Source organism: Candidatus Woesearchaeota archaeon (assembly GCA_026394965.1).
In the GTDB taxonomy this organism is placed as follows: Archaea; Nanobdellota; Nanobdellia; order Woesearchaeales; family 0-14-0-80-44-23; genus JAPLZQ01.
Map to the genome: position 1 here is coordinate 1 of JAPLZQ010000055.1, position 13,337 is coordinate 13,337.

Below are 13,337 nucleotides of genomic sequence, written 5' to 3' on the forward strand. Positions count from 1 at the left end.
GTGAGTGTTGTCCATTGGGTTCTGTTGGTTGCTGGGCATCCTTCGTAAAGGCTTGCGTTTTGCGCTCCGTATTCTGCAGTTGAGTTTGCTCCTATCCAGCTTGTTGCAACAGATGATGCGTTTATTGACACATTGATGTTCTGGTTTCCTGTGTTATTTATCATTATGTGCCTTTTTGTCGCATCGACTATTGCTGATGGCCAGTTTGTTCCCAGGCAGTCTGCGTCTGCTCTTGAGCCGTCTGAGAGATTGCTTTCCATTGTGCAGTTTGTTCCAACATTTGCATATCCTGTTCCAAAGTCAATTTCCTGGGTAACGCTTATTCCTGAAGTTGTCTGGACAGTCAGGTTAACCTTTCCAGTTGTTGCAAAGCCAGTTAATCCAGGCGCACCCATTCCTGAAAGCTTATTTATGCTTATAAGCGTCCCTCCTATTGATACTATGATTGCAATTACAAGAAGTGTTGCCAAAGTGTTATTCGATATATCGTCCATATTCTCTCCTCCTTATTTTTTTATTATCAATCCTTATCTTCCTAATTCTAATTCAGTTGCTGAACATTTAGCATTATTTTTGCTTCACCAGTCAGCTCTTTTGGCGGCTCTTCTACTGTCAGGGAAATCTTTGCATTTGTGCTTGCGCTTTCCTTGCTGCCTACTCTCGCCATTGAGACGCTCTGAAGAACGTTCCATGTGCCTATTACTGAAACAAGTATTGTAAGAACCAGCAAAACAGCAACTGTTGTCTTGGAAATTTCCATTTTTCACCCTCTTTATTCTTTAATAACATGATTAAATACTCAATTATAATCCTAAGTAATGCCCGTTTTTAAGTTTTTCTATTTTAATGTAGTTATTCAGGCAAACTTAAAATTCCGTTTTTCCTCGTAAACCAGTAAAAAATATGTCCCTTGTCGGTTGCGAAAAAGAAAACTTTTTTAAAGAATTTCAGATTATTCACTCATGTAGGGCAGATGCCTGGCTTTCGGAGCTATTGCTCTGAGGAAAGTCCGCCCACCATTAAAAGCTGCCTGCGAAAGCAGGATCGGAAAACCGATGGCAACCGCTCAGAAACGGCACATCCTCAGATAAAGAGTGAAGCATGCGAAGCTTCTGGCAACAGAAGCGATTAACCTGCAGACGTTTTTTGGGGAAATGGTGAAACGGCGAGCCCCTGCGGTGCAAGTCTTTTAGACGCTTAGTAGAATGTCAGGACAGACTTTTCGACAAGAGGTCTGACAGAAGGCGGCTTATTTCTGCCCTACACTTTTTTTACTTTATTTGAGCAATTAATGCCTTTTCTCCCTTAAAAGAAAAAACTTTATATATTCTCTCTGTCGTGAAAGTGACAAAATAGAAAAACTTTATATATTAGAATTGCTGAAAATACATATTGTAGTCTGTGGGGGGATACTAAAAAAGAAAGATATATTAATCAGTATTTGTTTTGGCTATCTATAATTTTTTAGTATTCATGAATAATAAAAACGGAGGCCTATAAAATGATAGTAAAAGAAGAATTTCTCAGTAAGTTGAGACTCTATTTCTCCTTAAACCTTTACGAAGTTAAGATTTGGACAGCGCTTCTTTCGAGGGGCGTTTCAACTGCAGGCGAGCTTTCTGACATCGCGAATGTTCCAAGGTCAAGGAGCTATGATGTTCTTGAATCTCTTGAGAAAAAGGGATTTGTTATAATGAAATTCGGCAAGCCGATAAAATACCTCGCCGTGCCTCCGGAGGAAGTTGTCGAGCGCGTCAAGAAGCACATGAAAAGGGAAGCAGAGGTTAAGATTACAAGGCTTGATGACATAAGGAAGACAGATGTCCTTGACGAGCTTAAGTCATTGCATTCCCAGGGAGTTGAGCTTGTGGAGCCGACTGACCTTTCAGGAAGCCTTAAGGGAAGGCATAATCTCTATAACCACCTTGAGGCAAGCATGATGGGAGCAGAGAAGACAGTTACAATCATTACAACAACCCAGGGATTCCTGAGAAAGGTTGAGGGATTCAAGCCTGTTTTTGAGAAGCTCAAAAAAAGAGGGGTTAAGATAAGGATTGCAGCCCCATTGACGCCCCAGTGCGCAGCAGCTGTTGAGGAGCTTGACAAGATTGTTGAAGTCAGGCACACAAAAACCAAGGCAAGATTCACTATTGTTGATGGGGCGGACCTCACATTCATGGTGATGGATGATGCAGAAGTGCATCCGACATATGATATTGGAATATGGATTAACTCGCCTTTCTTTGCATCAGCATTAGAGGAAATGTTCGAGCTTGCCTGGAAGGAAATGAAGCCGGCTGAGCAGGTAATCAAGGTAAAGGCAGGCAAGTAAAGTAAATAATTTTTTTTTATTAAATATTTTTTATTAAATTCTTAAATAAAATATATTCTCAATGCCTTATTAGAATTCTTTTTTTTAATCTGATTATTTGTTAATTTTTAAATTATTCCCGTTGATGCGCAGTTAAAATAATCTCAATTTACTCTGTTCGCTTTATTTATTCTATTTACTCTATTGTTATCTTCTTTCCCCTGCCTCCCTTAAACTCCTCTTCTATGAAGCGGTAAAGCCTCAGGATTCTTTCACGGAAAATCCTTTTTTCAACTTCAGGAAGATTTTCATACCTCTCCCTTATCTCTGAATATATCTCAGCTGCCCTTTCAGCATGCCCCATCTCAGCAAGCCGTGCGGATTCTAAAATAAGCGCTTCCATCTGCCTTTCTCTCCCCTTTCCCCTGATTTTTCCAGCTGCTTTCGGAACAGCTTTTGCAATAAAAAGGAACAATAAAACAAATACAATAAAAATTCCTGCAGCCAAAAGGATATTTGCAGAAATCATGCTTTTCCTGCTTCCAATATACGCGCTTTTCTTATCCACATTTATTATGAATTCCTTTTCAGAAATCCCATTTTCATAATTAAGCACAAGCCTCGCATCATAACTGTCCTCAGGAACATTGCTCGCATCCCAATAGAAATCAATCTCAGCCTCTTTCTCAACAGTAACAGGATTTGCCCTAATGCCCGCAATAATATGCCCTGCCTTGCTTATCTCAATCTTCGGGCTTGCAGTTATGTTTTCATTCCAGTTGCTTTCCACTTTTGCATTTATCCTGTTTATCTTTCCAAACTCAAAATTCGGGATTTCAATTGTTTTTATCCTAATTTCAGGCTTTCCCAATTCAAAACCCTTCGCAAGGAGCTTTTCCTCTCCGTCGTATCTTACAATAATCTTTGCAAGGTATCTTCCCGGATTTCCACTGTAACCTTTCTTCACTGTTTTCTTCTCAGACGCACCTATTGAAAATGTGCTTACCAGAATCGTTTTTATAAGGTTGGAATTCTCATAAATCCCTATCTCTGCGCTCGCATTCTCTATTCTTTTCTGCCCAATGTTCGTAAAAATCAGAGTGATTGTTTTTTCATTTTCCCCCGAAATCTCAGTTTCAACAGAGAGATACTTCTCTGAGAGGACAGTCATGTAAACCTGCATCGCAACAGCAGTTGCAGTGCTGACTGTTCCACCACCTGCTGACAGCACTGTTGCACTTATTTCGCTTTCATAGTTTCCCGGCTCAATATTTTCAGGAAGCCTTACCGCAAATGTGAAAGGAACTACAGTTTCACCAGGCTTTATTTCCACAAAGCTTTGGTTGAGGGTTATGTATCTTGCCAATTTTCCGCTTACACTTATTGATGCGTTGAATCCTGCGCCGTCAGCAGAATAAAGCCTTGCCTGGTATTCTCTTTCAAGTTTCGGCTCGTAGTCAATGTTTATGTACGCTGGCCCTATCCCTATTCTCACAGCAGTTGAATTTTCTGCAGTTAATATGATAAGCGTTGGCAATAAAAGAAGAAATGCAAAAAATCCAAAAATTCCCTTCTTGTTTTTTCCTTTCATTTTGCCTTCACTTTCATTTTTCTTTATTCAGCTCGCCTTTACAGTAATCGTGCTGTTCTTAAGCCCAGGGCTTTCTGTAATTGGGACAAGCACATAGACATCTATCTCCGCCTCATCCATTGTGTCGCTGTAGTTTAAATTCCTTATTGCAGATATAAGTCCAGTGTTAAGGTTGTACCAGCTTGTCTGCGAATTCACCCAGTCAAAGCTTCCCACCTCGGTGGTCACATTATCTGCCTTAAACCTGTAGTTTGCAGTCCCATTTCCCACGCTTGTCCAAAGGTTAGTTGCATTTATGCTTACATTAACCATTATATTTCCTGTATTCCTTATCTTAAGCGGAGACGGAATATCATCAGTTGTATCATTTGTTTCACCCATGCTTAATCCGCCGAAGGATGTGTTTGATATGTACAAGTCAACTTCCCTGTACGGCTCTATTGAGAAGTTCCAGATATCGCTGTAGTTCCCGTAGTCAAATCCGTCAAATGCCCTGACTCTCCAGTAATATGAGTTGCTGATGTTAAGCTCAATTGTTGAAGTGTAATTTAGTTCAGTAGTCCAGTTGTCTATTATCTTTGAGCCGAATGCGCTTGAGCTGCTGACTTCTATGTAATAGCTTACCAAATCCCCGTCCTCATCAGTAACATTCTGCCATGCAAATGTTGTATTCAGCTCATGCACTATTCCGCTGTTATTTGCCGGGCTGGAGAGATTTACCTTTGGAGGCGCAGTATTGTTGCTTCTTATCTCAATGTTTGTGATATTAGTGTTGTTGTCAGGAACCTGCGCTGTGTAATTGAGTGATTCAAATATGACATAGAACTGGTATCTTCCGCCGATTGCGCCCGTTGAATTTACATCCCAGGTGACATTGCATTCCTCTCCGGACTGCATGTTCCAAAGGCAGCTTGTGTTTTGGTGAAGGAGCGGATTGCTGGTGTTTGTCCAGAATGGAGTTGCTCCAGGAGTTGTTGATATTATCCCCTTGCTTGAGAGTATAAGGAACTCATGGCTTGAATATGCTCCGACATTTCCTGCCTTGTCCACAGCAAGAACATACAGGGTGTAGTTTCCTGAGGAAAGGGTTTGATTTGTATAGTTGAGGTCAGAGGAATTCCTTCCTGCGCTTTCGGGCGCAGTGTTGTCTATTGCAAAGTAATATGTTGAAATTCCGCTTCCATTGTCAACTGAAGCAGTCCAAGTGAATGTCCTGTTTGAGGAGAAGCTCCATCCCTCTATGGAATCAGTAAGGTTTCCAGGCGCTCCAGGAGCTGTCCAGTCAATGCTGAATGTCCTGTTCTTGGTGTTGCTGTTGTTTACATTATCCCATGTCCTGATATCTACAAAGCACTGCCCAGTTCCCTCATTCCTGCAGTCCTGCGCTGTGCCAACAGATATTGTTGCAGAGCTTTCATTGTTGCATGCCCTTGCTGTCCAGTTTCTAGTTTCTGAGCCGTTGCTCACAACCCTGTACTGGCATAGCTTCAATCCAGATTCAGAGTCAGAGTCTGAGACATTTATGGTGAAATTGGACTTTTGCCATGAAAGCGCAGCAGGAGTGTTTATTGTGAGTGTGGGAATAACATTGTCCAAACTCAAATTGAAGGTTGTTGTGTTTGTTTTATTGGAATTGTCATGGCATACTATGCTTGCCTGCCCATTAAATGAGCTTGAGGCGCTGAAGTTGTATGCGCCAACATCCTGTGATGCATAGATGCTTATTGTGTCATTTCCATATCCCGAAAATGTGCTTACTGGCTTAAATTCAACTTTTGCAATCCCAACAAAACTATTGACTGCATTTACTGTGGCATTTATGCTTCCATTTCCTGAAGGGTTGTAATATACTATTGTTCCGCTGACATATGAGTAGTCTGAATTTTCTGAAATGCTGTTTATTGAGCAGGAAGGCAGCTCAGAGTTTACATTTACAATGCTTGTTTTAGAAACATTGAATATATTGTCCGGGCTTATGCAGCTTACATTGAAGACATACTGCCCGCTCGCAACACTCGTCATATTCTTATACCAAGTGTTTGAGTCATATGAGCCCATTGCATAATTGGTGGCATTCCACGTGAGATTGCAGGCGCTTGCAGCTATGTTTGTTGTGGCATTTACAAAAACCCAGCTTTCATTTACCCACGATTGATTATCGGGAGTGGGCGGAACAAGAGTGATATTCATGTAGCCGCCAGTCACTTCAAACTGGAGCGTTGTATCATTTCTCTTTGTCATCCCAATTGTTGAATTTATGTATATTGAAGGTATTGTGTAATTTCCCAGTTGGGCAGTGTTGTTGAAATCAAAATACCATACATCCGTTGTTGCAGAGCCATAAGATATTTGTGCAAATAGCGAAGTGACATTTATCTCATCATAGATTGTTCTGTTGTAGGCGTCAAGGTTTATTCCCCGCATCTGAATCTTTCTCTTGGCGCTGTCTTCCCACGCATTTAATATCTCTGAATTTGTGCTGGTTACTGTGCAGTTCCAGTCAATTGTGTTCAAGCCATCATTTCCCATTGAATTGCTTATCGTGCAGTATGAGCTGTTAACATAACCCGTTCCATTCCAGAAGCCAACTTCCAAATCAGGGCGGTTGTTATTTGCATATGTTGTGTTTGATGCTGTTGGATTGTAGCTGTCCACAGTTATTATTGCGCTTACAGATGTGACTATAGTATAGTTGATTCCGCCTATTCCAGCATATTCTACCCATTCTGTGTTTTGCTCAGATACATTGCTTGTTATATTGTACCCGCTTATGTTAAGGTAAACTGCTGAAACGTTTATCTCATCATAAATTAGGCTGTTGTAAGCGTCAAGGTTTATTCCCCGTATCTGAATCTTTCTGTTGGTGTTGCTGTTCCATGCTGCGATTGTTGCGTCATCTGTTGCGCTTATTGTGCAGTTCCAGTCCGTTGTGTTCAAACCATTATTTCCCATTGAAGCATTAACATTGCAGTTGGAGTATGCTCCATAGGCAGTTCCGTTGTAGAATGCCACTTGGATGTCTGGACGATTATTGTTTGCGTAAGTTGTGTTTGATGCTGTAGGATTATAGCTGTCAATTGTCACTATCGCCTTAACAGCAGTTGCAGCTTGATAATCGCTGCCGCCATTTGAGTATTCTGTTGCTGTGCTGTTCTGCTCCGCATTCGCAGTGGTAATGTTGTAGCCGCTGACATTTATGTAAACTGCTGACACATTAATCTCATCAAAAATCAGATTATCATAAGCGTCCAGATTAATCGCCCTAATCTGAACCTTCCTATTAGCACTGCTGTTCCAGGAGTTCAACACACCAGTTGTTGCAGATGAGATTGTGCAGTTCCAGTCGGTAGTGTTCAAACCCTCATTTCCAACTGAAGCGTTAACATTACAATTAGAATATGACTCATATGCGGTTCCATTATAAAACGCAACCTGAATATCAGGACGGCTATTATTAGCATAAGTCGTATTTGACGCTTCAGGATTGTAACTATCAATTGTCACTATTGCATTAGCTTTAGTTGCTGTCTGATAAGAGGCGGTACCATCATCGGAATAATTAAATAATGTGCTGTTCTGCTCAGCACTCGCAGTGTATCCCGTATTAGGTCTTAATGCTATTGATGTCGCCTTCCACTCATCAGTTCCAGATATTGCCCAGGTAGCTGGGTCTACTGTTCCATTTGTAGAAGGCCAAACCATTGAAGCCATCATCACAGATGCCTGATTGGCAGTTAAAGCTGGTGCAGTCGAATTAAAAGCGCCATTGCTGAATCCTGAAGGATGAGAAGTTAATGTTGTACCATCATCATCCTGCTCACCAAATATAACTATCAATGACCCATTAGTAGTAGGAGTTATTGCGGGAGCGTTAGGGTCAAGAGTAATACCCGTTGCCTCTGCTGGTGTTGCAACATCATAAATAACACTTGTATCCACACCCCTCCAGCCCTGAATTACATATGTGCTATTCAATGTTCCTGCGGTTATGTTTACTGTTGAGTCAACAGATGCTCCCATCACTTTATATGCTATCTGTCTGCCTGGACTTGCATTAGTTGTGTTCACAATGTTTGTGTATCCCTGTAAAGGCACCAATCCCGTTGTGGCAAGTGAATTATCGCATGCGACGGCAATTAAAACTATGTCTCCTTCCTGCATTCCTGCCGGCAGATTTATTTGGTTATTGGCATTAGCAACAACAGTTCCGTTCTTGCCTCCAATAAGTGTCCAGGCTGAAGTAGAGCCGGATGCGCTTGTATTGAATGTTTGAGTTCCCGCTTCCCGGTCTGAACTCGTCCAATTATAAGTATTATTAGTAGCCGTTGATGAAGTGTTAAACTGCTCAATACTGCCTTCCAAATCAGCGCTCGTCCAATTATATGTGTGATTGACATCAACTGAAGAAGTGTTAAACCTCTGAATTCCTGCTTCCTGGTCTGTGCTTAAGTTGGATTGAGCTGAGTAAAGCTTTGATAAGGTGTAGTTGGTTGTAGTGCCGTTTGGATACCTTAAGGTAGCCCATAAGCTGTCAATTGTGCACCCCTCGCAGGAAGCGCTTGCATTCAATCTTACATGTTCGTTTGGACTGATTATTGTTGCATTAAGCTCATACGAATCTATGTTGAGAGTGTTAATTGTAATTGTCCTTGTTTCTGAAAATCCAGTGTTGCTTGAAGGGTCAGTTCCAAAAACAGTGTATGTATATACTCCCTGAGGCAGAGATGTTTTGTTTTTATACCAGTTTGTTCCTGAGCCAGACATGCTCTCATTTGTCCCGTTCCATTCAAGATTTGCAGAAGAGAGGGATTTAGTTGAGGTTATGTTAATATAAGTATAAAGCCGGCTTATGTTTGCATTGTTATTATCAGTTGGATAGACAAAATTGATTTCAGGAACGCCTGAATCCACTCTTATCTCGTTTGCTGATGTGTAGTTAACTGTGTTTTGGACATTGTCTGTAACATTGAATAAATATTTGTAGCAGTTTCCTGACACAAGCGTTGCGTCATAAACATATGTTTTTCCTGTTGAGCTGTTTCCAATTGTTGTGAATGCCCCGTATGAGCCGCACGTTATATCTGTGAGTGTTGCTTCCTGCCGGTAGAGTTGGGCAGTTGCAAGCCCAGAGCCGGAATCAGTTCCGTCGCTCACATTAATCCTGTGGGCGGTTTGTGAGGTATTTGTGTTGTTGTAGCTTATGCTTCCGCCTGATGGTGCTGTTATGTCTTTTGTTATGTTGAATTCGCATGTTACATTATTGAGTGAGTTTGAGTATGCTTGTATTGTTGCGTTTTGGGAGTATGTGTCAGAGGTGTCCCAGTCGTAAGTCCAGTTGTATGGTGTTAAGCTGTCGTTTCCTCCTGCACTTGTTGTTGCCGGGAATGTTACATTCTTTATTCCGCTTCCAGAATCTGTCGCAGATGCGCTTATGTTGTATCCTCCTGTTGATTTGTTGCTGTAATACAGTGTCTTTCCTGAAACATAACCATATGTTGAGTTTTCAGTTATTGAGTTGACAGTGCATGTCGGCACTCCGCTGTCCACTTTTATCTCATTTGCAGAGGTGTAGCTTCCAATGTTTTGGACATTGTCTGTTACGTTGTATGCGTATTTGTAGCAGTTTCCTGACACAAGATTTGAGTCATTTTGATATGTTTTTCCTGTTGAGCTGTTTCCAACTGCGCTGAAGCTTCCGTATGAGCCGCATGTTCCTCCTGTGAGTGTTGCTGACTGCCTGTAAAGCTGAGCAGTTGAAAGCCCTGAGCCAGAATCAGTTCCCTCGCTCACATTAATTCTGTGGACAGTAAGTGCAGTGAAGGTGTCGTTGTAGTTTACGCTTCCTCCCGATGGGCTTGTTATGTCTTTTGTTATGTTGAATTCGCATGTTCCATTGTTCTGGCTGTTGTCGTATGCCTGTATTGTTGCGTTCTGCGAGTATGTGTCAGAGGTGTCCCAGTCATAAGTCCAGGAGTATGCTGTTAAGCTGTCGTTTCCTCCTGCGCTGGTGGTTGTTGGGAAGGTTACATTTTTCACTCCGCTTGTTGCGTCTGTTGCTGTGACGCTCACATTGTATCCGCCAGTTGATTTATTGCTGTAATACAGTGTGATTCCTGAGACGTAGCCGTATGTTGAGTTTTCTGCAATTGCGCTTACACTGCATGTCGGGCTTGTTACATCTATAGTTATGCTTCTAATTTCTGATACTCCTATATTATCAGATGAGTCGTTTCCAAATACCTTGTATGAATATATTCCGTCTGAGATTGATGTTTTGTTTATGTACCAGTTTGTTCCAGAGCCAGACATGCTCTGGTTTGTCCCGTTCCATTCAAGGTTTGCTGAAATCAGAGTTTCATTTCCGGTGATATTTATGAACGTGTAAGTTCTTGTGACATTTGAGTTATTTGCATCTGTCGGATATACAAAAGTTATTCCAGGAGGGCTAATATCTACTTTTATCTCATTTGCCGAGGTGTAGTTAACTGTATTTTGGACATTGTCTGTTACATTGTAAAGGTATTTGTAGCAGTTTCCGCTTGAAAGCCCTGAGTCATCTACGCTTGTTTTTCCTGTTGCGCTGGTTCCAATTGCTGTGAATGCCCCGTATGAGCCGCATGTTGTTCCTGTGAGTGTTGCTGACTGCCTGTAAAGCTGGGCAGTTGCGAGCCCAGAGCCGGAATCAGTTCCCTCACTCACATTGATTCTGTGGGCAGTTTTGCTTGTATTTGTGTTATTGTAGCTTACGCTTCCTCCTGATGGCGCAGTTATGTCTTTTGTAACTGTGAATTCGCATGTTGCTGTCTTAAGAACATTATCATATGCTGTTATTGTTGCATTTTGTGAGTATATGGCAGAGGTGTTCCAATCATATGTCCAGGAGTATGCGCTTGTTGCATCTGTTCCCCCAATGCTTGTAGTTGAGGAAAAGGCAACCTCTTTTATCCCGCTTGTTGCGTCTGTTGCTGTGACACTTACATTGTATCCGCCAGTTGATTTGTTGCTGTAATATAGTGTCTTTCCTGAGACGTAGCCGTAAGTTGTGTTTTCTGCAATTGCGCTGACGCTGCATGTTGGCGCTGTCGTGTCTATTGTTATTGTTCTTGTTGCTGAATATCCCCAATTGTCTGAACTATCATTTCCTGATACCCTGTAAGAATATATCCCTTCTGACAAGGATGTCTTGTTTATGTACCAATTTGTTCCAGAGCCGCTCATTGCCTGTTCAGAGCCGTTCCACTCAAGCTTTGCGCTTGTCAATGTTTCGCTTGCAGTCACATTCACATAGGTGTATGTTCTGGTTACATTGGCATTGTCATCGTCAGAGGGGTATACAAAATTTATTGTTGGAGCGCCGGAATCTATCTTTATCTCATTTGCAGATGTGTAGTTAACTGTGTTTTGGACATTGTCTGTAACATTGAACAAATATTTGTAGCAGTATCCATTTAAAAGCGTTGAATCATCCACATATGTTTTTCCTGTTGCGCTATTTCCCACTGCCGTGAAGTTTCCATATGAACCGCATGTTGTTCCTGTGAGTGTTGCTGACTGACTGTAAAGCTGGGCAGCTGCGAGCCCGGAGCCGGAATCAGTTCCGTCGCTCACATTGATTCTGTGGGCAAGCTTGCTGCTGATTGTGTTATTGTATGATACATATCCTCCTGATGGCGCGGTTATGTCTCTTGTTATGTTGAATTCGCAGCTCCTATTGTTCTGCGCATTGTCATATGCCTGTATTGTTGCGTTTTGTGAGTATGTGTCAGAGGTGTCCCAGTCATAAGTCCAGGAGTATGCGCTTGTTAAATCTGCTCCGCCGCTGCTTGTAGTTATCGGGAATGAAACATTCTTTATCCCGCTTGTTGCGTCTGTTGCTGTGACGCTTACATTGTATCCACCGCCTGCTGCAGTATTGTAGTATAATGTTTTCCCTGATACATAGCCGTATGTTGTGTTTTCTGCTATTGCGCTGACGCTGCAGGTTGGCGCTGTTGTGTCAATTGTTATTGTCATAAGCCCTGAAAACCCTATGTTGTTTGCTGAGTCGTTTGCAAACACCCGGTATGAGTATATCCCGTCAGAGAGTGATGTTTTATTTGTGTACCAGTTTGTTCCAGCGCCATTCATGCTTTGGTTTGTTCCGTTCCATTCAATGTTTGCTGAAATGAGAGTTTCGCTTCCTGATATGTTGATATAAGTGTAAGGATTAGATATGTTTGAGTTGTTTGCAGAAGTTGGGGGGATAAAAGTGATTGTTGGCCCTGTTGTATCCACTTTTATCTCATTTGCTGAGGTGTAGCTTACTATATTTTGGACATTGTCTGTTGCATTGTAAGCATATTTGTAGCAGTTTCCGTTTGAAAGCGTTGCGTCATCTACGCTTGTTTTTTCTGTTGAGCTGTTTCCTATTGCGCTCCATGCTCCGTATGCGCCGCATGTTGTTCCTGTGAGTGTTGCTGACTGCCTGTAGAGTTGGGCAGTTGAAAGCCCTGAGCCAGAGTCAGTTCCCTCGCTTACGTTTATTCTGTGGGCTGTTTGGCTTGTATTTGTGTTGTTGTAGCTTACGCTTCCTCCTGCTGGCGCAGTTATGTCGAGGGTTATGTTGAATTCGCATGTTCCGTTCTTGAGAGAGTTTGAGTATGCCTGTATTGTTGCGTTTTGGGAGTATGAGTCAAGAGTGTCCCAGTCATAAGTCCAGTTGTATGGTGTTAAGCTGTCGTTTCCTCCTGTGCTTGTGGTTGCTGGGAATGTAACATTCTTTATCCCGCTTCCTGAATCTGTTGCAGATGCGCTTATGTTGTATCCTCCTGTTGATTTGTTGCTGTAATATAGTGTCTTTCCCGAGACATATCCATATGTTGAGTTTTCAGTTATTGAGTTGACAGTGCATGTTGGCACTCCGCTGTCTACCTTTATCTCATTTGAGGAGGTGTAATTAACTGTGTTTCCTACATTGTCTGTAACATTGAACAAATATTTGTAGCAGTTTCCTGTAGAAAGTCCCGAGTCATCTACGCTTGTTTTTCCTGTTGAGCTGTTTCCAACTGCGCTGAAACTTCCGTATGAGCCGCATGTTCCTCCTGTGAGTGTTGCTGACTGCCTGTAAAGCTGAGCAGTTGAAAGCCCTGAGCCAGAATCAGTTCCGTCACTTACATTGATTCTGTGGGCAGTAAGTTCAGTGAATGTGTTGTTGTAGTTTACGCTTCCTCCTGATGGTGCTGTTATGTCTTTTGTTATGTTGAATTCGCATGTTCCATTGTTCTGCGCATTGTCATATGCCTGTATTGTTGCGTTCTGCGAGTATGTGTCAGAAGTGTCCCAGTCATAAGTCCAGGAGTATGCGCTTGCTGTGTCTGTTCCTCCTGCGCTTGTTGTTGCTGGGAATGTTACGTTGTTTATCCCGCTTGTTGCGTCTGTTGCTGTGACGCTTACATT

5 protein-coding genes and 1 other RNA gene are annotated in these 13,337 nt (G+C 42.1%); 2 read left to right on the top strand and 4 right to left on the bottom strand.

Going from position 1 to position 13,337, the window contains the following annotated elements; translation table 11 throughout:
* Positions 1–494 (bottom strand): hypothetical protein (locus NTV63_02325; protein MCX6709770.1); only part of this gene is annotated, 494 nt, incomplete at its 3' end.
* A 47-nt stretch (positions 495–541) separates the two neighbouring features.
* On the bottom strand, positions 542–760 hold the full coding sequence (locus NTV63_02330; protein ID MCX6709771.1) for a hypothetical protein: 219 nt from the start codon (positions 758–760) through the stop codon (positions 542–544).
* A 205-nt stretch (positions 761–965) separates the two neighbouring features.
* Between NTV63_02330 and rnpB the strand changes: the two genes are divergently transcribed.
* Positions 966–1,263, top strand: an RNA gene (gene rnpB, locus NTV63_02335) — RNase P RNA component.
* 238 nt (positions 1,264–1,501) lie between these two features.
* Positions 1,502–2,332 carry a hypothetical protein gene (locus tag NTV63_02340; protein ID MCX6709772.1) on the top strand — a complete coding sequence of 277 codons (831 nt, stop codon included), beginning with the start codon at positions 1,502–1,504 and terminating at the stop codon, positions 2,330–2,332.
* Positions 2,333–2,507: 175 nt separating this feature from the next.
* Here the strand turns inward: NTV63_02340 and NTV63_02345 are convergent, their stop codons facing one another.
* Together NTV63_02345 and NTV63_02350 are read right to left on the bottom strand one after the other, a co-directional pair.
* Positions 2,508–3,902, bottom strand: a complete 1,395-nt coding sequence (locus NTV63_02345) for a hypothetical protein (protein ID MCX6709773.1) — start codon at positions 3,900–3,902, stop codon at positions 2,508–2,510.
* A gap of 27 nt (positions 3,903–3,929) precedes the next feature.
* The coding region (locus NTV63_02350; GenBank protein MCX6709774.1) for a hypothetical protein at positions 3,930–13,337 on the bottom strand (9,408 nt) is incomplete at its 5' end.